We start from the raw sequence: 26,488 nt of genomic DNA on the forward strand, positions 1-26,488 counted from the left end.
CAACCTTAACCAACTGAATTACAACAAAATAAAAATAGGCATTACATTTCAGCTAGTACTTTGAGCAAATTATTGCCCACAACTGAGCAAACTATTGCCCGCTGAGCCAATTATTGCCCAGCAACACATGCTTATTAGGCATAGTATTTAATGTGTAATATAATCCCGTCCTACTTTCCCTCTTTTTTATCATGTTAGGCAATACTAATAGCCCACCATAATATAGTTGCTGATGTTGCCAGACTTACAGATTCTGCACACGAATGTACTGTTAATAACATGCGCCCACATTTATGCTTGGCAATACAAACACCAAATCAAGCGTATGAAAAAGGCCAAGTGCGATGCACTTAGCCTTCATTAAAAATCATCAACCTATTTTAAGACGATACATTTTCATTTAATTTTTGTTAATTAAAAAATCGCCTGTAATGCTTGTTTCTTATCACCCGTCATCACAAACCGTAATTCGCCACCAGCTTTGATATCACTATGTTTAAAGGTTAGGTTAGCACCTAGCTGTTGACCATTAATGGTGACTGACTGCACATATTTATTCACTGGGCTATTATTGTCAGCCACAATGGTAAATTCACCGCCCTTCACATCAATCGCAACCTTATCAAACAATGGACGACCAATTGAATAAGTAGGATCTGCAGGTGTTACTTGATAGAAGCCTAAAGCACTCATGATGTACCATGCTGACATTTGGCCCACATCTTCATTACCAATTAAACCTGTCGGTTCAGTGGTATAGAACTGGTTCATGATTTGATCTAAGTATTCCTGTGCTTTCCAAGGCTCATCAGTCAAATTGTATAAGTATGGAATATGGTGTGACGGCTCATTACCATGCATATATTGACCAATATAACCGGTTAAATCAGGCAGTTCTTCACCAGTATTTGAAGAGCGAGCAGTAAACAACTCATCTAAGTCTTCACGGAATGATTTTTCAGGCGTCATATTCGGTTTATTTTGAGCAACATCAGCTGCATAAATTTCTTGCTTTAGACGCTCAAAATCATGCATTGGCTGGAACTTCCACTGCCATGCATTACCTTCAGTAAAGGCAAATTCATCAACAAAATACGGATCAAATGGCAATAGTGGGCATTGCTCCATTGCTTTGCTACTACCATCCGTTTGTACCACATCTATCATCACACATTCATCTTTGCGCGATTCATCAATAGGCTGATTAAATTGTGATGCAGGTTTATTCGGACTAACACTTAATGGGTGATTCTTCGGACGTAAGAAGCCACTAACTTTATCCCAATGCTGCAACCAGTTATCAGCACGGCTTAAAAACTCGTCTTGCAGTTTTACATCACCTGCCATACGCGCAATTTCTGATACTGCCCAATCACCATAAGCAAACTCTAAGGTATAAGATGCTGAGTTCCAGTAGCCATGATGAACATATTTATTTTGTTCATAAACCTTCACTTGCACCACATTTGCAGCACCAATGTTTTGATCGTCAGTCCAATCTGGAAATTCACTTTTCTCATGATAACGCGCGGTGAATTCTGCCGCCTCTAATGCATCTTGCGCATTCACCTTTAAATCCTTTGCCATTGCATCAGCAATAATTGAAATGGCCGGAAAACCAATCATCGTACCCGTATAGTGGCCTTGTAATTCCCACTTAGGTAACATACCGCCATCTTTATATTTACGAATTAAATCATTAGCATATTCTGTCGCACGTTGTGGATTAATAATCGTTTGTAACGGATGGAAAGCGCGGAAGGTATCCCACATTGAATACACTGAATAGTTAGGTGTATCCCCAGCGTCTTTAATTTCTTGGGTTCGCATTGCACGATATTGACCATCCACATCTTGGAAAATCATTGGCGCAATAGAAGCATGGTATAACGCAGTATAGAAAATCTGTTTTTGATCTTCAGTGCCACCTTCAACTTCAACCTTGGCTAACTCGTTATGCCATGCCTGTTGAGATTGCACTAACACACTATCAAAGCCCCACGCAGGTACTTCTGCATTAAGGTTTTTCTCTGCGCCGTCAATGCCCGTAGGAGATAGACCCACTTTTAATTCTAATGGTTGATCTGTCGGTGCAAACTCTAAATAAGCGATTGTTTTAACCGCTTCAATATTATCATTATTTAATTTAACGCTCGTTTCAACCCCATCAATTAATGCGGTTGCTTTCACAATCGGTTGGTTAAATTTCGCATAAAAATAGACATGTTGATTATTTGCCCAACCATCTGAACTACGTTGACCTCGAATAGTATATTTATCAATTATTTCAATATTACCGACAGTGGTACGATTACCCCAACTCTTATTTAACGTATGATCTAAATCGAATTTAATAAAAGGAGTACTGTCTTTAGCAAAAGTGTATTTATGATAACCCACACGTGCTGTTGTGGTTAATTCCGCTTTTATATCACCACGATTTAATTCAACAGAATAATAACCCGCTGCTGCAATTTCATTCGCTTTATCAAAGGTATTATAAGTTGCGTTATTTTTTTCAGTAAACGGTAGGACAAGTATATCGCCTAAATCAGTGATGCCAGTACCACTTAAATGAGTATGTGAAAAACCATAAACGGGAATATCTTGTTGCTTGCCATGATCAAAATAACCCGCAGCAGAGCCCCAACCATCCATCTCAGTATCTGGGCTTAACTGTACCATTCCCGATGGATATACCGCACCAGGAAAAGTATGGCCATCAGCACCAGTACCAATAAAAGGGTTTACATATTGTAAATATGCGTCTGAAACTGGAGTGATATTATCTTTAGATACCGATGTATCATCAGAATTACAACCAACTAACCCCATCGCTAATGCAATAGAAAATGCTATTGGACTCAGTTTATTTATCATTATTATCAACCTATATTATTGATAGTTGGGTAACGAGTTAGATAAATATCAACTCACTTTATATTCGATTAATAATAAAAATAAACACTCCATTTAAATAGTAGCAAAAAAGAACATTTACTGGATTTTTATCACCACCTTATATTTTAGTGACATTGGTTCAACGTAATAATCAACAATATTAATATATAAAAAAGCAGCCATTAAATATAAATGACTGCCGATTATTTTATTTATTTGTTTAGTTAGTTAACTCTAATTATTCAATGAATGAAGCTTGCATAGCTTGAGATTTATCACCTGTCATCACAAATTTAAGTTCGCCACCGACTTTAAATTCAGAGTGATGAAAGAACAAACCGTTATCTAATTTCTTACCATTAATTGATACCGATTTTATATACATATTACCATCGGCATTATTAATCGCTTTAACGGTAAAGAAACCGTCTTTTACAGGTAAACGTACTTCATCAAATAATGGCCGTCCAACAGTATATATAGGTGCTGCTGCGTTAACTTGATAGAAACCCATTGCAGACATCACATACCATGCCGACATAGAACCAACATCTTCATTACCAATAATGCCAGCAGGTTCTGCAAAGTACATTTCATCTAAAATATAATCGACCACTTCTTGGGTTTTCCAAGGTTCCGCGGTCCAATTATAAAGGTATGGAATATGATGCGATGGCTCATTACCAAAGGCTACTTGGCCAATCATTCCCGACATATCGGCTGTTTCTGTACCTTCACTACCGGCGGTAAAGGTCGCATCTAAGTTTTTCGCAAACGCAGCTTGCCCACCCATGACCTGTTGCAGACCTTTAATATCATGCGGTACAAACCAAGTCCATTGCCATGCATTACCTTCTGCATAAGGACCTGATTCATGAGCCGTATTATACGGATCAAATGGCGAAATAAACTCACCATCAATGGTTAATGGACGCATAAAACCAGTTACGCCATGCTTGGCATATTCAGTTGGATTGTTATCAAAGTAACGTTCAAATGCTTTTGATCGCGCTAAATATTGTTGCTCAATGTCAGTATTACCCGCAGCTTTAGCAATTTGTGCAATAGCCCAATCATAAAATGCATTTTCTAAGCCGTAAGATACCGACTCTTTAATATTTTCAGCATTTTCATTCGCGACAGGTACAAAACCTTGTTGCTGAGAAAATTTGATGGCATCAGGTAGAACTCGTTTTAATACATCAAGATCCCACTCTTGCGCTAATGTTGCATAGTTATCATAAGTGGATGATTCAACCGCAGCTTGCAGTGCTTGTTGTTTTTCTTGTTGCGTAAATTCATTCGGAAACTTGGTGATTGCATCAGCAATAACAGCAACCGCGGGATAACCAATCATGGTGCCTGTTTCATCCCCTAGATGTTCCCACTTAGGCAATAAACCACTTTCCCGCCATTTCTGAACCATATTCTTGGCATATTGAACGGCACGTTCAGGCTCAGTAATGGTTTTTAATGGATGTAACGCACGGAAAGTATCCCATAATGAATACACCGAAAAGTTTGGTTGTTCAGACGTTGCTTGACCATAAGCAATAGAATATTCACCTTCGCCATTACGAATAGAACCTTTACCCATACCTCTAAATTCACCACTGACATCTTGATGCACTTGAGGGGCTATTTTTGTATGGTAAAGCGCAGTATAGAAAATTTCTTTTTGCTCTGGCGTACCACCTTTCACATCAAAATTTAATGCTCGTTGCCATTTTTTAACGGCACTGGCGCGAGCTTCATCAAATGACTGATGAGCTTCTGCATCATGGTTTGCTTTAGCACCATCAGCACTCACGGCAGAGATTGCTACCGCAGCATTTACAACTTGGGTATCACCAGCTTCAAATTCAACATAAGCGGTAACGTCCGCTTTAGTACGCTTCACTGGTTTACCCGTTTCATCATGAAGTAACACTGATGCATGCTCGGCAGTTAATCCATCGACAGGCTTACCGTTAGCCAGAATAACAACGTTCTTGATTTTTTTATCAAAGGTCGCATAGAAGAATATTTTTTGATTTTTAGCCCATCCAGAAAAATGTGCGGCATCTCTTTCACCCGTGATCGTATAACCATCATCACTGACCGTTAATTGATTACGTAATGACGTAGAGCCCCAATCACTGTTTAATATAGAATTTAAATCAATTTTTAATTTCTGATCAGTATATTGAGGATAAGTATAACGATGGAAACCAACCCGTTCAGAAGCGGTTAGCTCAGCTTTAATATCATTGTCTGCAATTTCTACGCTGTAATAGCCAACTTCAGCATGTTCAGTTGTTTTATCCATTTTCACTGAAATAGCGTTACGGTAATCATCATTATCTTCGATATATTTTTGATTATCTTCAGTAAACGGTAAAAATAGAATATCGCCTAATCCCCCCATACCAGTACCGCTTAGGTGAGTATGAGAGAAACCAAATAACGTATCTTTATCGTAATGATAACCTGATGAAGAATGCCACCCCATCAATTCAGTGTCGGGTGAAAGCTGCATCATACCTTCAGGTACCACTGCCCCCGGAAAAGTATGACCATTAAAGCCAGTACCAATAAATGGGTCGACAAATTTAGTGTTACCCGTTAACTCAATCGCAGGTTGATCTTTATCTGGCACAATGGTCGTATTATTTATCGTTTCGTTATTACACCCAGCTAATACTGCTGCGACCATCAGTGCCAAAGGCATTATTTTCATTGTCGACATATCCATTCCCTAGCTTATTTCGTTAGCTGTAGATTGTTATATCGACAACTACGATTGAAAAATTCTAACTGAATTATCAATAAACTTAGTGATAGGATATATAGGATTAATTACGCATTCACTGGCTTTTTGTAACCGCAATTATTCGCTGTGACATAACGCATATTCCTTTAAAGCTCTCTTTGGACTCAATATCACAGTTTTATTTTTCTCATATCAAAAAACCTCTATTATGCATATAACGGCACTATCAATGAAAAGCAGCAACAGCAATAATTTCAGAGTGATTAGGTAAAACTCGACACACTATTTATAAATATTTGTGCGAGTTTAAAGCATAAAAAGAGATAAATAATGAAAACTCGAATACATATAGACTCAGCATCAATTGGTTTATATTATCAAGCAATTACTTTTATTAATAAGTAAGCATTTATAAAGGCAAATATATTCTGTTATTTGCCGCTTTCTTCTACGTATTTATTGTAAAGTGAACGCCATGCTAAAAGTATCAGCTAACCAACATTATAACGGCAATAAAAGTGTTTTATTTACTCAAAAAATAGCTCAAGAAACACGTGCTTTTCATCAACAAATTGAAGGCTATACACCAACGCCATTAATTTCACTGCCACATTTGGCTGCCCTTCTTGGTGTTAAAGCTATTTTAGTAAAAGATGAATCAAAACGTTTTGGCTTAAATGCTTTTAAAGTGCTGGGTGGATCTTATGCATTAGGTCGTGTTTTAGCTGATCATTTAAATATTAATATTAATGAAATTGATTTAAAAACAGTCGCTAATAAATTAACGCAACCATTAGTCTTTACCACGGCAACAGCAGGAAACCATGGTGCTGGGGTTGCTTGGGCTGCAAGGGAGATGGGACAAAAAGCGGTTGTTTATATGCCAAAAGGCTCCCCCCAAGCAAGTATTGAACGTATCCATGGATTAGGTGCTAAATGCATCGTTACAGATGTTAATTACGACGATACAGTGCGTTTAGCCAATAAAACAGCTAAAAATAATGGCTGGATGCTGGTTCAAGATACAGCTTGGGATGGTTATGAACAAATTCCCACTTGGATTTCTCAAGGTTACATGACAATGGCAGATGAAGCGATTGATCAGGCGGAAGAGACCAACGAAGGCTTACCAACTCATGTCATGCTACAAGCCGGTGTTGGTGCAATGGCGGGGGGAATATTAGGTTACTTAGTGGATCGTTTAGGCTCCGAAAATATAAAAACGATGATTGGTGAACCATCAGCCGCTGATTGCATTTACCGTTCAGGGAACAAGGGTGAAATAGTTAATGTAACAGGGGAGCTATCTTCTATTATGGCAGGTCTTGCTTGTGGCGAGCCCAACCCAATAACATGGCCAATTTTACGAGATAGTGGTCATACATTTATCTCAGCAGAAGACAGTATTACTGCTTTAGGTATGCGTATTTTAGGTAACCCACTACAAGGTGATAACTGCATTGTTAGTGGTGAATCTGGCGCATTATCAATGGGCATTCTTTATCAATTAATGACAACAGAATCAGGAAAAATTGAAGCTAAAAAAATAGGCTTAAATAAAGATGCTGTGGTTATGATCTTTAGTACTGAAGGTGACACCAATCCAATCCGTTATCGCCGTATTGTTTGGGAAGGTTGTAATATCTAATCAATAGCGTCAATAAATAAAAACCCCTCTAACCTATAAGCTAGAGGGGATTCTTTTTTTAGCGTAAAGCCATCATTGCTGCTTCATAATTAGGTTCATGTTTGATCTCAGCAACGCGTTCACTGTAAGTCACTTGACCATCTTCATTTAAAATAATCACAGCACGCGCAGCTAAACCTTTTAATGGCCCTTCATTAATATTTACACCGTATGCTTGAATAAACTGAGGCTCACGGAAAAATGACGCTGTTTTAACATTTTCAAGCCCTTCTGCAGCACAGAAACGACTTGCAGCAAATGGCAGATCGGCTGAAATACAAACCACAACAGTATTATCAACATCCGCAGCCATTTGATTAAACGCGCGTACACTCATCGCACAAACAGGTGTATCAACACTTGGGAAAATATTTAAAACAATCTTCTTTCCTTTAAGTGAACTCAGTGTCAAATCACCAAGATCTGCACCACAAAGTGTAAACTCTGGCGCTTGTTGTCCTGCTTGTGGGAATTGACCTAATACTGATAATTTTTTGCCTTCAACAGTTACTGACATAGCATTCACCTTTTTGATTCTTTTAAATTATTTTTGTATTTAAAGAGCCCAAATATACTGTGCTACTTTTCTCGATATAACAACCATTAAAAATTAAATACATACCTCAAAGGGATGTTTATAATAGCGGATAACGTATAACCCACAAATAAAAAGTGGCTTTATTGTTGATTGTAAAAAAGATAACTCAATGATAGAAAACAATAAAATATTATAAATTCAATACTTGAACAAAACTAACCATCAAAAGTAAAGAGAATGATAACTATTATTAAAACAGAACTATTATATTTAGTTTGCGCTACTAATAAACATTAATTTTCACTCATCCTCTTAGCGTAACGTTCTAAACATAATCAATAAAGACTAGAGACTAAATATAATGAAAATCAGCGATAATACGAAAAAAAACGCGATATGGCTGGTATCTAGCCTTATTTTGATCAATATAATAGTGTGGGTAATTGCTGTACTTGCCTTCTATCAACACCCTGCAATGCTTGGTATGTCGCTATTAGCATGGTCCTTAGGTTTACGCCATGCTGTAGATGCTGATCATATCGCAGCAATTGATACCACCACTCGAAAAATGATGGAACAAGGTAAAAAGCCCATCACCATTGGTACTTTTTTCTCGCTAGGCCATTCAACTATTGTAATGCTAGCCGCGGCAGCCATTGCGTTAACCGTTGGTACATTTAAGTCAAAAATCCCTTTTATCAGCGATATTGGCGGCATTATAGGTACTAGCGTTTCTATTTTGTTTTTATTAATTATGGCCTATATCAACCTTAGAATTTTTCTTTCGGTCTATAAAAAATTCAATGCTTATAAACAAGGTATTCGTCCAACAGATGCGGATTTAAATATTCAATTAACCGGTCCATTAAATAAACTATTCCATTTTTCATTTAAATTTATCAATAAAAGTTGGCATATGTATTTTATTGGGGTTTTATTTGGATTAGGTTTTGATACTGCAACTGAAATTACGTTATTAGCACTATCAGCAACCAATGCCTCTCAAGGAATGAACATCTGGTTAATCATGATCTTCCCGGTTTTATTTACTGTTGGTATGTCATTAATAGATACCCTGGATAATCTAGTGATGCTTGGCGCCTATGGGTGGGCATTCTCAAAACCATCACGTAAGCTTTACTACAATATGACCATTACTGGAATTTCTGTGATTATGGCGTTGATCATTGGTGGCTTAGAAGCATTAAGCGCCATTGCATCAAGTTTAAAATTAAGCGGTTCATTTTGGGATGGCATTAATACCATGACCGATCATTTTGGTATCGTCGGTATTGGAGTCATTGCGATATTTATTGGCTGTTGGGTACTGTCTATTATTAATTATAAGCTACGCAGTTACGATAAACTTGATCAGCCAATCTAACCTATTAAATTAAAAATAAGAGGCCGTATTTTTAATGGCCTCTTATCTAAACCTAATAATAGAATTTCTCTCAACTTAGATATTTTCACTTCAAAATACCGCTTCACTATCATAATCAAAAATATCTCGATTTATTTATCATATAAAAACAATAACTTAATACAGAAAAGAACAAACAAGATGACAATGATTATCATTTAGCTTGAAATCAACCACAAAAGGTGTATTATTTATACATCTTTTAAAGCGTTAGCGGAGCGTACTTATGAGCCATTTAAGAATTCCTAAAAATTGGACAATTCAACGGTCAACAGCATTTTTTACTAAGGACAATGTACCGCCAGTACTCTTGTCACATCACAACACGGCTAAAGATGTCTTTGGTCAACTCTGTGTAATGGAAGGGCAAGTGGTTTATTACGGCTTTGCTAATAGCACCGCAACAGAACCAGAAGTGCGTGTAGAAATAAATGCAGGTCAATTTGCCACCAGTCCACCTCAATATTGGCACCGTATTGAATTATCGGATGATGCTCAATTTAATATTAATTTTTGGTCTGATGCAGATAAGAAAAACGAAGTCTTATTTTCAGGTAAAAAATAGAGAAATAAGTATATGCAGAAAGCTCTCATTATATGTATTGAAGGCAATATTGGCTCAGGTAAATCGACTTTATTACCTAAACTCGCAGCAATGCTACAAGCCGTTACTATTTTAGAGCCCGTAGATACAGATCCAGAATTTCAACGATTACTGGGATTATTTAGCTGTGATCCATCAAATGTTAATGCTCGCAATAATTTTCAGTATTACATCACAACACAACGATCTAATTTATTAAAAAATTTAAATCCTAATAAACGTTACGTTATTGAACGATCTTTATTAAGCGATCTCGTCTTTACCCATGCTTGCATGTCAAACTATGAAAATACCGTTGAAGATGCCGCCAAACATATGGATTGCTATAAACATTTAATTGCTAAAATTCATGACTACCCAACAATCGATTATTGTCTTTACCTAAAAACTAAGCCAGAAATTGCTTATCAACGAATGCGAAAAAGAGCTCGTCCCGAAGAAATGACCTTATCATTACGTTATTTGACTGATCTGAGTGCATTTCATGACGCCGTATTACCTCAAGCTTGTCATAAAATGGGAACGACATTAATCGAAGTTGATTGGGATAATCCAAATGCGATGGATTTACTAAGAGTTAAATTATCTAGCTTGAATTTAGAATAATTATATTATGAAGATTAAATAATATAAAATTAAGAAATACATCTATTATTATCCTTCTCCCGATTTCATGTAATAACTATTATATGAAATCGGAGCTACTGCCTTTAACCTCAATTCACCGTGTAAAATTCAAAAATATTCCCCCCCAAAAAAAAACCTAAAAATTAATTACGTTTAAAAGTTGATACAACTCTTAGAGTGATTTTGTATATATCTCAACAAACTACCGACTATCTACTTTTATCATGCCAACCATTACAATAAGGTAATAATCTTTTACATTTTTACGCTATTGTTTTGTTTTTGGTAATTGTTAATATAACCCCATCGAAACGCAGACAGCGTTGACAAACAATTATAAAGATAAGGTTATACGACTCATGAAAACAGTTATTAAAACAATTATCGCTACTGCTATTATCACCACATCTTACACAGCCTCAGCACGTGATGGCGCATTCACAGGTAATGTTAGCTTCAACAATAAAGCTAATAACACTGTAATTGCACGTCATTACACAGTAAATGGTACTGCTGATAAATCACATTCAGGAATAGTGTTATCCACTAAAAACACCCACATGACATTTTCAGAAAAATTATTGTCAGCAGCTGATAAGTAATAGTTAATCAATATACGAAACAAACAATTTACCCACAATTTAATTATTACACATAGGTAAAAGTGTTTTGGTTTTATCCCTATTGTTACTAAATTAGCAGGGCGTAGAATGACCGCATCGACACAAATAACAATCAATAAGTTCGATATAGCACATTACATCACCACCAATTAATAACAAAACATCAAACAAATTCAGACTTATGGCTATCGCGGTAAGTCATTATAAATTAATCAATAATTATCGGAGTTTTACTATGAGCAATGTATTTTACATGCCACCTGTAACCTTAATGGGTCCTAATGCTATTCAATCTCTAGGGGCTGAATTAGCGTCAAAAGAATTGAAAAAAGCACTTATCGTTACTGATGGTGTGTTAATTAAAGTGGGTCTGGTTGATAAGCTAACAGATGAGCTGACAGCACATAACCTTGATTACGTTATCTATAATGGTGTGCAGCCTAATCCCACAGAGAAAAATATCGAAGATGGTCTTGCCCTATTGGCTGAAAGCAAAGCAGACTTCGTGATTTCATTTGGTGGTGGTTCTTCACACGATACTGCAAAAGGTATCGCATTAGTTGCAGCTAACGGTGGGCATATTCGTGATTACTCTAAAGGTGTTCACTTATCGAAAAAGCCACAGCTGCCATTGGTAACAGTGAATACAACAGCGGGTACGGCATCAGAAATGACTGTATTTGCAATCATCACTAACCAACAAGATCAAACTAAATACCCAGTAGTTGATAAGCACTTCACCCCTATTATTGCCGTTAATGATTCAGAACTAATGGTCGCAATGCCTAAGTTCCTAACCGCAACCACAGGTATGGACGCATTAACTCACGCGGTTGAAGCCTATGTTTCAACCGCTGCAACACCAATCACGGATGCATCAGCAATCAAAGCCATTGAGTTGATTGTTAATAACTTAGAAGCCGTCGTGAGTAACGGTCAAGATCGTGCTGCTCGTGATGCAATGCAATACGGTGAGTACTTAGCGGGAATGGCATTCTCAAATGCTTCTCTCGGTTACGTGCACTCAATGGCGCATCAATTAGGTGGTGTTTACGACCTGTCACACGGTCTATGTAACGCTATTCTACTTGCTGAAGTATCACGCTTTAATGCCAAGCAAGTACCTGAGCGCTTTGTTGATATCGCCAAAGCAATGGGGATTGATACGGCAACGATGACACAAGAGCAAGCGGTTAACGCAGCCCTTGAAGCGATTGATGCACTATCTGAAAAGGTAGGCACAAAGCAACGTTTAACAGATCTTGGTGTTACAGAAGATAAGCTCGCATTTATGGCGCAAAACGCCCTTAATGATGCATGTTCTTTAACTAACCCACGTAAAGCTAGCCTAGAAGAAATCGTTAATATTTTTAAAGCTCGCATGTAACTTGATAAATAATAACGTTAAATTAATACAAAGACGGTTAGCATTTAATATATCGAAGCTAACAAGAGAAAAGTTCTTATCTCTATTACGTAAAAAATAATTATTACACACGTCGAAAAACAAAAGACCACAGATTTAATTATCCGTGGTCTTTTTTTGATCTAATATCACAACTCAATAGGTTTCTTTAACTAAATTAAGACGACTTAGCATTACTTCAAAACTGCTGATACCAAAAATACTCTTCACACCATGATCACCAAGCTGCTTATTCATCTCTTCAAAAGTATGCTCAGGATTTAGATCTTTAAATAATTCAGGGCGAATCCATTTAGCGAGCACCATAGAACGCTTGAATATCGGTAATATCTATAACAACACTTATAGCACCATCTGTCTTACCATATACAAGAATTGTATAGCCATTGTCTAAAGCTGCTTTAATACCAACATATAAGTGACGTGTTTTTTCTGATTCAGCTTTAAATTCCTGCTCAAAAACACCAATACCGCTAATAGTGTCTGTTAGTTTCGTCTCGCTCGACTTAAGTCGCTAATATCATGATCTGCATTTTCAGATCGCACTTCAATTCGATCACCAATATTTAGTGTTGAATCGTCTGTTTTGCCGCATTTATGGTGCCACTTGCTGTTGCCAGAGATAACAACCCAGAGCAAGTTTATTGTTATTAATCAAAAATCACCTCAGTCAATTAAGCATCATTTGATGTTACCTTTCGGCAAAAGAGAATAAGAACGACAATTATTTAATAATAGTTGTCAAATTTTGTTCGCCTTTTTTATTCCTTAAGAGGGTATTTATTCACTAAGGGAATGTTCGTTTAACGAATTTTAATCGCATAATTTTATACATTTTAGCGCTGGAGGCACATTCGTATTGTTAGCACTAACAGTAAGAATCACATCATCCACCAGCGAATATTTGATGGCAAATACGCCACAAAAAAGATGAAATAATAATGCGGCAGAATTACTAATAACCCCATAGCTTAAAATTATTTAATTCAATAAGATAGTTCTGATAATTGGAATATTAACTGATAAAAAACCAGATAGTCACTAGGATAAGCGTTAATAAACGCTGTTATTTTGAGAAGAGAAACGGGAAATGAAATCGAAGATAAGGACTGCCTCGTAAGCTAATTGTTCAGGATTAACTTAGCGAGGCACAAGATTTTCATAGCCAAACAAACTTATTATGAATCATAAGGCTTAACAATATCGGTTGTTTTATTTTGTGGCATTGGCCTCATAATCTGCGTTTTTTTATAAAAAAAATCCGAACACTCCATTGAGTTGTTCGGATTTTAATCATATAAAATCAATACCTAATCTAAATTTATTACGCTTTTGCCGCGTGTTTATCTAAATATTCTAAAACAAGTTTACGATCAGCGGCATTTAAACCCGCACGAGGGAACATACTTTGTGTGATCCCTTCCCACTGTGCACGAGTATGTGCTGATGGATTAGGTGCCGCATGACACATAGTACAACTTGCATAGAAAATTTCTTGACCACGACTGATCTTCGGTGCTTTTTTACCTGCATTCGCTTTATGAAGCAATGCAATACGGCCATCGATATTAAGATCAACCATAGGCAAAATAGAACCATCATTTGGCCCTGTTAGTTGTTCGATCATTGGTGGTTCATAGGCTTTATTTGGTGAACATGGATCGGTACATTTTTTATAGTATGCTAAACAAGTATTCGCACTTGTACCTTGGCTTAGTCCGCCACATGATTGATCCGATGTAATAATATTAATCTGACCACTATTACAACGACCTAATTTATCAAGTTGCATCCATGCGCCTTCATGTAGACATGCTACGCCTCGACGAACTTCTTTTGATAATTTAGCACCACACAGTAATGCACCACGATCATTGTGTAACTCAACCAAATCACCGTCTTTAATGCCTTGAGCATGCGCATCTTGATCGTTAATCAATAAGTACTGACGCCCATCAACACACTCATAACTATTGGTATCTGCGTTTGCCATTTGTGAGTGTAAACGCATCCAAGGATGTGGGCTCAAAATATGCAATTGTCCTTCTTTAGCATTACCTAAAAACTCGAACGGTTGCATATAAGTCGGTACTGCTGGGCAGTCATCCAACTTCATTTTAGCGATAGATTCACTGTATAGTTCGATTTTACCTGATGGCGTATGTAATGGGTGTTTCTCTGGATCATCATAGAATGCACCATGACGTTGCCAGTAATCTGCTTTTTCTGGGGTTGGCATAACAGTAACACCATCTTTCCAGAATTCATCAAACGGTTTAATTTTCGCAGCCGTTGATGACTCATAAGCTGTTTTCAGCAACGTCATCATATCTTTACCCGTAGTATATTTATCTTCTACGTGGAAAATCTTCGCTAAACGGCGGAAAATCTCATAGTCATCTAGACTTTCGCCATAAGGTTCAATCACTTGCTGCATAGCATAAACTTTATTATTACTGTATGTGCCACCAGAAGTAATATCAACCCGCTCTAAAGCACTGGTTGCTGGTAAAACAATATCAGCAAATCGCGCTGACGCACACCACCATGTATCTTGACAAACATAAGTCTCAACTTTGTCATTCATTGCTTTGATTAAAGCATTAAGATTTTGTTGGTGTGAGAACAGGTTATTACCTGAGTTATATACCATTGATATATCAGGGAATTTTAAAGTTTGACCATTATAAGTAAATGACTTACCAGGATTACGTAACATTTCAGACTGAAGTACAACCGGACAACCAGCAGAAATAGGGTTAAAGCCTTGACCTAATGTTACAGGTAATGATGCACCTGATTGTGGCATACCGCCGTTACCATAGTGCCAGCTAAAACCAAAACCTTCGCCAGGTTTACCAATTTTCCCCGCCATTGCTGCAAAGTTAATAATCGACCAGTGGATCATCTCACCGTGATCAGCTCGTTGAACGGCCCAACCTGCTGCAATTTGGGTTTTTTTAGATTTAAATAATACGGCTAACTTTTTAATTTCATCAGCGGGAATACCCGTAATTTTAGCTGCCCACTCAGGTGTTTTAGCTACGCCATCTTGTTTACCTAATAAGTAATCAAGATATTGATTATAACCTACAGTATATTTTTTCAAATATTCAAGATCTGCTAATTTTTGATCTTGTAAATGGAAAGCCATCGCATTAAATAGTGCAGTGTCAGTACCTGGAATAATTGATACCCATTCACTGTCTAAATTATGATCGGTCGTGGTACGTTTAGGGTTAATGGAAATAAACTTAATCCCTTTTTGTTTCCACTTAAGCCAATGGCTTTGCATTTGATGATCAGCAACACGGAATTCAACACGATTGGTTTTCCAAGGATCACTACCCACTAACACAAATACTTCAGTGTTTTCTTCAATAACAGGCCAAGCTGTTTGTGGTGAATATACTTCCATATCACCGACAATGTGCGGCAAAATAACGGTTGAAGCACCCGCAGAATAGTCACCGATAGTGGTGCTACAACCACCAATTAAATTAAAGAAACGACCTTGAACAACAGGTGGGCGTAATAAGCCAGTATTTGACCAACCATCATAAGATGAGTCAAAAATACCTTGGTTACCTTTGTTTTCAATTGTATGCAGAATAGCACTGGCTGTTAATTGTAATGCAGTGTCCCAACTTACTCTAACAAACGGTTCTTTACCGCGTAATTCAGGTTTTGTGTCACCACCTAAATTTTCTAAATATGATTTACGCACCATTGGATATTGGATACGCGTTTTATTGTAAGTTCGGCTTAACAAACCTTCTAATAACATTTCAGTTGGCAGTGGATCAATTTCTTTACGAGGTTGAATACCAACTAATTTACCGTCTTTTACTACACCATAGAAAGGTCCCCAGTGGCTTGCACTAGGAATTAAAATTGTATCATCAGCAAATGCAAAGTTAGCGGGGAATAGTGTTAAACCATTTGCTGCAATAGCCGTGGCGATAGCTGATTTTAGAAAGTTACGACGAGAAATAGGCATAATATCTCCAATTGCCATTTATATTCTAAGCGCCTTGAAAATAATGACATTAAACGCATTGAACTCAATACTTATTAATGACAATAAATTACTTGCCGTCAATCATACTTATTAACAATGCATAATCTATCAAATATTTTTAATAGCTTTATTATTTTATTTATATATGTGGATACATCATGAATACTACGCTTTATTTCAATTTAAAATAAATCTTAAAATAACAAACACTGATTCTATAAATGAATTCATAATCAATAAAATTTTTGATATTGATTATGATTTGAATATTAAAAAGAGGAATAAAAAAATCCCACGGTAGTTAACCGTAGGATTTGAAGAACAATAACTATAAATAATTTTTATACCAAAAAAGCATGACTCTCTATCGAGCACCAACAGGTAGTGATTTCTCGTGTAAGAACTCACCAATTCCAGTATCTGGTGGTGTAGAGTCAGCGGCAGCACCCCACTGTTTATTTGGTGTATCACCCATCGTAAACACTAGGTCACCACCGTACATAATCTCATCATGAGTAAGATAGGTACGATTAAACGTCTTACCATTAAACGTTGCGTTTTGAATAAAGATATTTTCACGACTCACGTTCTTTGCGACCACATTAAACGACTGTCCGTTGCCCACATCAATGGAAGCAGTTTCAAACATCGGGGTACCAATTTCATAAATACTGCCTGCATTCACTGGATAGAAACCTAGCGCACGGAACACAAACCATGAAGAAAGCGTACCAAAGTCATCATTACCACAAATACCATCAGCAGTATTGTCGTAACAAACATTGGTTGAGGCTGCAATCGCCGCTTGAGTCTTCCATGGCTGACCCACGTAGTTATACAAATAAGACACATGCAGATCTGGTTCATTACCCTGTACATGTTGACCTACGTTACCAGTATTAAAGACAGGGAACTGGTTATCACCCGCATTACGATCTGGATATGTTGACCAGTACTCATCTAAACGTGCAGCAAATAATTCGCCCTCTTTTGCTTCAGGGTTAAACTTACGATCCGCTTGAGTCATCAGATCTTTTAGACCATGAATATCATGTTGTACACTAAAGAAGTATTGCCAACCGTTTGACTCTGAGAATGCCCAGTTAAACATGTCAGGACGCCAATCTTTACCAGCATTTCCACCTGTTACAGGATCTGTCCAGTTCTTATCAATAAATTGGCCATTATTATCACGCGCTTTAAACCACCCTTTCCACGGTGTATTCGCTTCGCCACCAAAATCGAACTGTGCTTGCCAGTTATTTGAGCGATTAGCAAATTCTGTATAACGTGGATCATCTTCGCCAAACACCAAGGCAATGGATTTTGCAATCATCCAATCATTCATTGAATATTCAAGTGAATATGACGCTGTCCATGAATCTTTAAAAGGTGAGTGCTTACCGTATGAGTCCGTTTCTGTATCATGGAGCTGTGCTGGCACCCAACCATTTTTTTCATATTCTTTAATCCATGACACACCTTGGCTCGTTTTCCCGCGTGCATCCGTTACCATGGCGGTAATTAAGCGCGCTTTAATATCATTTTGATCTGCCTGACTAAAACCAAGTTCTGTCATTCGCGCATCAAGGATGCCTTTTGCCAATACATCATAAATAACCGGGGTTGAGTGCATCCCCATCATCATGCCGGTTTCATTACCTTTAAATGTCCACTCAGGTAAACGGCCTTTACGAGATTCGCTCGCAGTACCCGCCGCATCAAGAGGCGTAAATTCTTCTTCTGCATAAGAAAGCATTGATAACACAACATCCGCTAATGCATTAGGGGTAAAGATTGATGCTAGTGGTTGTACATTACGGTAAGTATCCCACAGTGAGAATGTGTCATAACGAGTAAAGTCAGCCTTACCATCATTGTTGGCATCGGCTAAACGAACATCATCCACTAATGGCGCTTCTTTACCCCAAGATGGACGACCATTTGGATAAGCATTACGACCTTGGAATGCACGGTAATATTTACCATCAATATCTGAGTGCGTTGTTTGACCAAGGAAAGCATGGTACATCGCAGTATAGAAAGTTTGCTTGTAGGTTTCATCACCTTCAACTTTTACTTTACCCAGTAATGCTTCCCACTCATTGGTGGCTTCTAAACGTACATCATCAAAGTTTTTATTATCAACTTCAGTTAGATTCAAGAACGCTCCCGTTAATGGCGCTTTATTGGTGCCATCATTACCAATCGCAGTACTTGATAACGCCAATTTTGCTTCAACGGCTAACCCTTGTTTTTCAGTATCAAATTCAACATAAGCGCGAGCATATTGGTATTTACCAAACACATCACGATCATTAACGGCATCATAGGTTTGAGAACCTTTAATTGACCCTATTTCAGTAAAGTCAGCTGGCGCATTAACGTATTGTTTGGTCTCTTTATCATAATAAGCAAAACGGACATTTTTGATCGGTTGATCAAACTCCATCACAAAATATTCTTTCTGAGAGGCTGCCCAACCATCAGATAAACGGTGGCCAATCAAACGGTTATTTTCTTTATCCCAACGAATAAAAGAATCAGAAGTGTAATCCCAGTTAAGCTTAAATCCGGTATTAACGATAATTTCAGATTTTGTATCGCGTGGGAACGTATAACGGTGCACACCAACACGATCAGACGCTGTCAGTTCAGCAGTAATGTCATAGTCAAGCAACTCAACCTTGTAGTAACCCGCGGTCGCCTGCTCATCTTTATGTTTAAAATGGGATGCTTCTAAATTGAGGGTCGCTGAACCTTCATTGATCATAAAGTCTGAACGGGAGTTAATTGGCATTACCAGAATGTCATTTAAGTCCCCAGCCCCCGCGCCAGATAAATGAGTATGAGAAAAACCACTGGTACGAGCGTCATGATAATAATAGCCAGAAATATACTCCCAGCCATTAGAGCCATTATTCGGGGACAATTGCACCATGCCATTAGGGGTAGTTGCACCAGGGTAAGTATTACCTAAATTACCAGTCCCTATAAATGGATTAACGTAGCGGGTGACATCCATGCCCGATAAATCAACCGGAATATGAACCCCCATATCAATAACTGGGTTTTCTGTACTCGGTTTATCATCACAATCACCGTCCCCAGTCGGTGGACAAACGGGCTTATCCCCTTCGTCAACAGGAGGAAGAGTGCCATCACCATCAGGGACAGTAACATTAACATCAATATTATGCGTGTCGTCATCACAAGCCGTTAAACCCAATGTAGCAGCAATAACAGCCATTGAAAGTAGGGTACGTTTGAATTTCATTTCAAATCCTTTTCTAATTTATATATTATTTTTTAACACTGTTATTAATAGTCATTAATAAAAAACCATTAGCGACCACGCTGAAATAGACAGTATTTAAGAAATAAATAAAACAATGTAATTTAAACCCACCGTTTAATTAATATTGAAACGTAAATATCAATGATGATTAAACAATGAATGATATAAAGAAACGAACAGTATTGAGAGGCAGACAAATATAATCAACTTTGTCTGCTTCAAATATAACTAATATTAATTTATTTAATTGTTGGCTTTTTATTGGTCATCACAAAGTGTAATTCGCCACCAGCCATAATTTCACTATGAGCAAAAGTATAATGATTACCCAAGGGCTTTCCATTAATAGTGACCGATTCAACATAGATATTATCAGGGCTATTATTTTCAGCCGTTATCGTAAATTGACCGTCATCAATATCAAATTTCACTTCATCAAACAGTGGTCGTCCAATAGTATAAATCGGTGCGCCAGGATTCACTTGATAGAAGCCTAATGCACCCATAATGTACCAAGCTGACATTTGACCTACATCTTCGTTACCAATTAAACCCGCTTTGGTTGGGTGGAAGAATTTTTTCATCGCCTGATCGACATATTCTTGGGTTTTCCAAGGCTCTGCCGTCCAGTTATACAAGTATGGCACGTGATGATCAGGTTCATTACCCATGATAAATTGACCGATATAACCTGTCATATCCCCTTGAGAGGTATCGGCTTTATCATTTGCAGTAAATAACGCATCTAAGTTCTGTAAGAAACCTGCCTCACCGCCCATGGTTTGTTTTAAACCAGCGATATCATGCGGTGCAAACCAACTCCATTGCCATGTATTCCCTTCCGTGAAATCTTGACCACGATGCTCGGCACGGTAAGGCCAGAAAATATCAAATGATTTAGCATCATTAATATCACAACCCTCAGGTAACGGCGTAATTGGATCGCCTTGACCGTCAATGGCACATGATGGATAGTTATTTACCCATGAACCATCATGATTTTTAGGGCGCATAAATCCAGTTGCACCGTATTTAGCATATTCAGCCTTATTGAGATCAAAGTAAGGCTTATAAGCTTGTGAACGTTCTATATAACGTTGATATTGAGCATCATCACCTGCTAACTTAGCGATTTGGGCAATACACCAATCGTAGTAAGCATTTTCTAATCCGTATGACACCGATTCATTGACTAATTCATCGTATTTATCTTGGGCGATACCACCATCTTGAGGTTTTTTCTTAGCGTCCGCTGGCACATACCCGTGTTGCTCAGCATATTCACCATGACGGGTCATGACCGTAAAACGTTTATCACCATTCCACGCATCTTTATAAGGCACCCAATCTTGTGTAATAGTTAAATCAAAGTTAGCTGACACATCTGCCGCTTTAAGTGCTAATTCAAAATCTTGTTGAGTAAAAGCATCAGGGTATTTCACCATTACATCGGCAATCACAGAAACCGCAGGGTAACCGACCATTTCACCGGTGTAATCAGAATGCAATTCCCACTTAGGTAATACACCACCAGTTTTAAATTTATTCATCAAATCATGGGCGTATTCAATTGCACGTTCTTTATCTATAATGGTTTTAAGTGGATGAGCAGCGCGGAATGTATCCCACATAGAATACACTGAATAGTTAGTAAAATCGGCATCAGCTTGATGGACTTTGCCATCCATACCACGGTATTTACCATCAACGTCTTGATACACAAACGGCGCGACATAAGTACGGTAAAGCGAAGTATAGAACATGGTCTTATCGGCTTGGGTTCCCCCTTTAATGGTGAATTTATTTAACACCTTCGCCCATTGCTGTTGGTTGTCAGCCACAACCTCATCAAAATCATAACCGTTGTCGTCAGCTTGTAAGTTGGCCATCGCACCATCAATACTGGTACCAGAGATGGCAATCTTAACCGTGATAGGCTGATCACCGTCACCAAAGTTAAGGTGGGTCACCACATCACGTACTCGATCACGTTTATCGCCGTAACCTTGATAATCGGCTAATCCAACTTCTGTTGCAGCCGTTTGCTTACCTTCAACATACGCCATGTGACCATTAAACGGTTCTGAAAACTCAGCATAAAAATATACCGTTTGCCACTGACCCCATTCATTACTGGTACGCGCCCCCGCAATAGCATTATCTGCCACTTTTTTATAATAAATACTGCGAGAGTGATTACCGTATTGTTCGAGTAACTCATGTTGTAAATCGATCTTTACTTTACGATCGACACCCGCTGGAAAACTATAGCGCTGAAAAGCAACTCGATCCGTTGCTGTTAATTCAGCTTTAACTTTTGTTTCAATAAGATCAACCGCGTAATAACCCACTTTTGATATTTCAGTTTGCTTATCCATCGTAACAGCGGTTGAGTGAAAACCGGTATAAGGTAAGAATGCAAAATCATTAAGATCCCCTTTACCTGCACCCGAAATATGGGTGGTGCTAAATCCTGATAATTGATTTAAATAGTGATGATAATCAGATGGTGATCCTTTCCCCTCCCAATTCGTCGGATTCCAGTTATCAGGGCTTGGTTGGATCATACCTTCAGGGGTTACAGGGCTAGGATTAACATTGCCTAAACCATCCGTGCCAATCAAAGGATCAACATAGTTAAGTACCGCTAATGTTGGCAGATTATCGTTTTTATCCGTTGATGATTGGGTTGAATTATCATTATTACAGCCGACAAGACCAACAGAAAGAGCAATTGCTGCTGCGACGATTGACAGTTTTAACATGGTTTTCTATCCCTATTTTTTAATTGCACCACACTCTTACTGAGCAAGGTTGATATTATTAAAACAATTGGATCAATAAGATTAAATAAAATCACTATTCGTTTTATTTACTCAGTGTCATTTCACTTAGTTATTGACTCGCATTATTAAAAATAAAGAATTATGGCGATATAGGATAAATTACGCATTCACTGTATATTTGTAACAACACCTAATCGCTGTGAGTAGGCTCTCATTGTTATATTGCGATATTTTGACTCAATATCACAGTTTGCTATTTTTGTTTAAATAGAATTAATGACCATATTTAATTTATATATTATCAAACATCATCATTATTATTTAAAGAAGACTGCGTGATATCACATAAAAAACGATTAGATAGAATAATGCTATTAAAGTGATATTTATCCACTATTTATATTTTTAATTTAAGTAATAATTAACCCAGCGTTTAAAATATAAAATATTGTCATTATTTTCCCGAACAATGACCTTTAGCAGCATGCAGTCCCCCGCTCATGCTGCCTTTTTATTATTACGTGATGACAACCGCTCTTGTATTTATTCATCTTTTCTTCTTAACACCACATTCTAAGCACTATCAATTAATAATAATGCCGTCATTCTTCCCTTAATAAATGCAGCCAACCATCATTAAAGTACTATTACCTTTCAACACCCAACGCACAAAAATGCTAATCATTACTGAGAACATTCACCAAAAATGCAATGAGATCCTTATCACGGTTGGTTATTACGGTTACAAATGTCCTATAAAAGCGTCGTTTCTCTTCTATCTTGCTCTCTATTAACTGCTTATATTTATGCCATTGCCCTAGCATTACATTATCTAACAGCAGGAGAGACATATGAGAGTTGTCGCGATTACCGCATGTCCAACAGGGATTGCACATACCTACATGGCAGCCGACAAGCTCACTGAGACAGCGAAAAAACTCGGGATCACAATAAAAGTCGAAACCCAAGGAGCAATGGGAGTAGAAAATCGCCTCACCGACCAGGATGTTGAGCGTGCTGATATTGTGATTCTCGCGGCCGATATTAATGTCGAGCAGAGTGACCGTTTTACAAAACATCGCTGTCTAGAAGTTTCTATTCAAGATGCATTGCAGCATCCACGACGTATTTTTTCTCAATGTCAGCAACTGTTGTTAGCTCACCAATAACATTAAATAAATTTAAGGCGTATTATTTATGACTCACCAATTTCAGTTTAAATGTGTATTACCTAATGGCATTCATGCACGTCCAGCAAACCATTTAGAACAACAGTGCCGTCAGTTTAAGTGTCAAATTACGCTAACCAATCACCGCACTAATAATTCAGGTGATGCAAAAAGTGTTTTGGCATTAGTGGGTACAGATACGCTATTAAATGATAACTGTACCTTAAGCTTTGATGGTGCAGACAGTGAACAAGCATGTCAGACCCTTCAAACTTACATTGAACAACAATTTCCACATTGTGATGAAGCATTAGAAACGTTATCGGATGAGAGCGAAATCGTGTTACCGCAATCATTATTACGCCACCAGCCCCATTTGATCACCGGTAAACGTCTTGCCCCAGGTATTGGTTGTGGTGTACTCGTTGCAATGAGCCAAATTGATCCACAGCAATTTGCGACAACAACTCACGATGACAATGAAGCCCAACGTTTTGAGCAAGCACGAGCACAAGTTAGTACTCACTTAAATAACACCATTGCTAATGGTTCACACCATGAACAAGAAATCACTAGTGCGCATTTAGCCATCATTAACGACTCAAGTTTCATTGATGGTGTAACAACACTGCTAGCAACCCATTCAACGGCTAATGCTATTTTGGCAGTGATGGAAAAACTGTGTCATCAACTTGAACAGTCAGCAAGCAGTTACTTACGCGAACGCGTACTGGATATCAAAGATGTATCAATCCAACTATTAACAGCAGCATACCCAACGGTATTGGATAACCAAACTGCATTTTCACTCCAGCTACCAAGTATTGTGATCGCCAACGATTTAACCCCAAGTCAATTTTTAGGGCTGGATAAAACATTATTACAAGGTTTGATATTAACCCATGCAGGCAGCACTTCACACACCGTAATTTTGGCACGTGCGTTTAATATTCCAACCTTGTCAGGGATTGAAATTAAAGACTGTGCGGCGGCATTAAATCATCATGTTTATGTTGATGCTCAGTTAGGGGTATTGGCTATCGAGCCTAGCAATGAAGTTAGTGGTTACTTCGATCGTGCCATCACATTAGCGAATACACTTAAACAACAGCAAAGTCAGTATGCCCACCAGCAAGCAACCACTCAAGATGGTCACACGATTGAAGTCGCTGCTAATATTGCCTGTTCAGTAGAAGCGGATAATGCGTTTGCACAAGGGGCTGAAGGCATTGGTCTGTTCCGCACTGAAATGCTGTTTATGGATCGCCAGCAAGCACCCGATGAAGAAGAGCAATTTAATCATTACCGTGAAGTATTAACCGCCGCCAATGGTAAACCAGTGATCATTCGTACCATGGATATTGGTGGCGATAAGCCCATTGATTACCTCGCCCTACCCCATGAAAATAACCCGTTCTTAGGTTACCGCGCGGTACGTATTTACCCGCAGTTCTTGGCACTGTTCCATACCCAATTAACCGCGATTTTACGTGCCTCTGTGCATGGCAAAGCCAAAATCATGATCCCGATGATTCAAAGCATTGAAGAGATCCGTTGGGTTAAGCAACAACTAGAAATCGTTAAGCAACAACTGACAGCACAAAATATTGCTTTTGATGCTGATCTGCAATTGGGCATCATGGTTGAAATCCCATCAGTGGCATTTATTGTTGATTTATTCTGTAAAGAAGTCGATTTCTTCAGTATCGGTTCAAACGATATGACCCAATATTTATTAGCGGTTGATCGTGATAACGCCAGCGTATCAAAACTGTATAACAGCTTAGCCCCTGCTTTCTTACGCTTATTGAAGCAAGTAGTTACTACTGCGCATACTCATGGTAAATGGGTAGGCTTATGTGGTGAACTTGGCGCAGACAGTAAAGTATTACCATTATTAGTCGGTGCAGGTCTTGATGAAATAAGCATGAGTGCACCCAAAATTGCGGCGACCAAAGCACAACTATCTGAGATCAACTTTACTGACAGCCAAACGTTATTTGCAGAAGCATGTGAGTGCGCCACCATTGAAGAAGTTGAAGCATTACTTGAACAACGTCATGCCCAAGCACAAGTTAAACCAATATTAGTTCAGCAATGTGTATTTAAAGCCGCCGATTTTGCTAACAAAGAAGAAGTGATCCAAGCGCTAGTTGGTAACTTGGGTATTCAAGGCCGTACAGATGAAGTGTATAAGCTTGAGGAAGATATTTGGGCACGTGAAGCCGTATTCTCTACCGGTTTAGGACATGGATTTGCAATTCCACATACTAAATCTGACCATATTCGTCATTCTAGTATCAGTATTGCGCATCTCGATAAACCGATTGATTGGATGTCAGATTCTGGTGAAGTTGATTTTGTTATCATGCTAACCCTAAACAAAGACCAAGGTGATCAACACATGCGTATCTTTGCCGGGCTTGCTCGTAAGCTTATTCATGAAAGTTTCCGTGACAGTTTACGTCAGGCTGAATCACCAGAAGCCATTATTACCATTATTACTGAACAGATTGGCTTATAATTTAAACGTAAGCTTATCAATATAAAGCTCCTCTCTTGAGGGGCTTTGTCATTTTAAACCTCGATTCAAATTATCAACTCCCCTGTTCTTTGTGCTTAATACCTAAAAA

The 26,488-nt window shown here is 38.1% G+C and carries 15 protein-coding genes; 8 read left to right on the top strand and 7 right to left on the bottom strand.

Annotated elements, in window-relative coordinates; translation table 11 throughout:
• Nucleotides 1–414 precede the first annotated feature (414 nt).
• The gene (locus Q0V26_RS13085) at nt 415–2,880 is read right to left on the bottom strand and encodes a GH92 family glycosyl hydrolase (RefSeq protein WP_297482194.1); all 2,466 of its coding nucleotides are present in this window, start codon (nt 2,878–2,880) and stop codon (nt 415–417) included.
• 259 nt (nt 2,881–3,139) lie between these two features.
• The gene (locus tag Q0V26_RS13090) at nt 3,140–5,629 is read right to left on the bottom strand and encodes a GH92 family glycosyl hydrolase (protein WP_297482197.1); all 2,490 of its coding nucleotides are present in this window, start codon (nt 5,627–5,629) and stop codon (nt 3,140–3,142) included.
• Between the two features lie 499 nt (nt 5,630–6,128).
• Between Q0V26_RS13090 and dpaL the strand changes: the two genes are divergently transcribed.
• Nucleotides 6,129–7,301, top strand: a complete 1,173-nt coding sequence (gene dpaL, locus Q0V26_RS13095; protein ID WP_297482200.1) for a diaminopropionate ammonia-lyase — start codon at nt 6,129–6,131, stop codon at nt 7,299–7,301.
• A gap of 58 nt (nt 7,302–7,359) precedes the next feature.
• Here the strand turns inward: dpaL and tpx are convergent, their stop codons facing one another.
• Nucleotides 7,360–7,857, bottom strand: a complete 498-nt coding sequence (tpx, locus tag Q0V26_RS13100; protein WP_297482203.1) for a thiol peroxidase — start codon at nt 7,855–7,857, stop codon at nt 7,360–7,362.
• A 382-nt stretch (nt 7,858–8,239) separates the two neighbouring features.
• On the opposite strand from tpx, the gene Q0V26_RS13105 reads away from it, so the two are divergent.
• The 5 genes from Q0V26_RS13105 (at nt 8,240) to Q0V26_RS13125 (ending at nt 12,542) form a co-directional block, all read left to right on the top strand.
• Nucleotides 8,240–9,262, top strand: a complete 1,023-nt coding sequence (locus tag Q0V26_RS13105) for a HoxN/HupN/NixA family nickel/cobalt transporter (protein WP_297482206.1) — start codon at nt 8,240–8,242, stop codon at nt 9,260–9,262.
• A 265-nt stretch (nt 9,263–9,527) separates the two neighbouring features.
• Entirely contained in the window at nt 9,528–9,866 is a 339-nt protein-coding gene (locus tag Q0V26_RS13110; RefSeq protein ID WP_297482209.1) for a DUF1971 domain-containing protein, read from the top strand.
• Nucleotides 9,867–9,878: 12 nt separating this feature from the next.
• Nucleotides 9,879–10,511 (top strand): deoxynucleoside kinase, encoded by a 633-nt coding sequence (locus tag Q0V26_RS13115; RefSeq protein WP_297482212.1) that lies wholly within the window; start codon nt 9,879–9,881, stop codon nt 10,509–10,511.
• 380 nt (nt 10,512–10,891) lie between these two features.
• Nucleotides 10,892–11,134 (top strand): hypothetical protein, encoded by a 243-nt coding sequence (locus Q0V26_RS13120; RefSeq protein WP_297482215.1) that lies wholly within the window; start codon nt 10,892–10,894, stop codon nt 11,132–11,134.
• 256 nt (nt 11,135–11,390) lie between these two features.
• On the top strand, nt 11,391–12,542 hold the full coding sequence (locus tag Q0V26_RS13125; RefSeq protein WP_297482217.1) for an iron-containing alcohol dehydrogenase: 1,152 nt from the start codon (nt 11,391–11,393) through the stop codon (nt 12,540–12,542).
• Nucleotides 12,543–12,716: 174 nt separating this feature from the next.
• Here Q0V26_RS13125 and Q0V26_RS13130 read toward each other — a convergent pair whose 3' ends face one another.
• The 4 genes from Q0V26_RS13130 to Q0V26_RS13145 form a co-directional block, all read right to left on the bottom strand.
• On the bottom strand, nt 12,717–12,887 hold the full coding sequence (locus Q0V26_RS13130) for a hypothetical protein (RefSeq protein ID WP_297482220.1): 171 nt from the start codon (nt 12,885–12,887) through the stop codon (nt 12,717–12,719).
• Between the two features lie 1,018 nt (nt 12,888–13,905).
• Nucleotides 13,906–16,581 carry a molybdopterin-dependent oxidoreductase gene (locus tag Q0V26_RS13135; protein WP_297482222.1) on the bottom strand — a complete coding sequence of 892 codons (2,676 nt, stop codon included), beginning with the start codon at nt 16,579–16,581 and terminating at the stop codon, nt 13,906–13,908.
• Nucleotides 16,582–16,966: 385 nt separating this feature from the next.
• A complete protein-coding gene (locus Q0V26_RS13140) occupies nt 16,967–19,879 on the bottom strand; it encodes a GH92 family glycosyl hydrolase (protein WP_297482225.1) in 2,913 nt (970 codons plus the stop codon).
• A 260-nt stretch (nt 19,880–20,139) separates the two neighbouring features.
• Nucleotides 20,140–22,665, bottom strand: coding sequence for a GH92 family glycosyl hydrolase (locus tag Q0V26_RS13145; RefSeq protein ID WP_297482228.1), 2,526 nt, complete (start codon nt 22,663–22,665; stop codon nt 20,140–20,142).
• 872 nt (nt 22,666–23,537) lie between these two features.
• Here Q0V26_RS13145 and Q0V26_RS13150 point away from each other — a divergent pair.
• Nucleotides 23,538–23,855 (top strand): PTS fructose transporter subunit IIB, encoded by a 318-nt coding sequence (locus tag Q0V26_RS13150; protein WP_065193308.1) that lies wholly within the window; start codon nt 23,538–23,540, stop codon nt 23,853–23,855.
• Between the two features lie 28 nt (nt 23,856–23,883).
• Nucleotides 23,884–26,379: a phosphoenolpyruvate--protein phosphotransferase gene (gene ptsP, locus Q0V26_RS13155; RefSeq protein ID WP_297482240.1), complete on the top strand. Its 2,496-nt coding sequence runs from the start codon at nt 23,884–23,886 to the stop codon at nt 26,377–26,379.
• The last annotated feature ends 109 nt before the right edge of the window (nt 26,380–26,488 follow it).

The organism is uncultured Photobacterium sp. (assembly GCF_947039875.1).
Lineage (GTDB): Bacteria > Pseudomonadota > Gammaproteobacteria > Enterobacterales > Vibrionaceae > Photobacterium.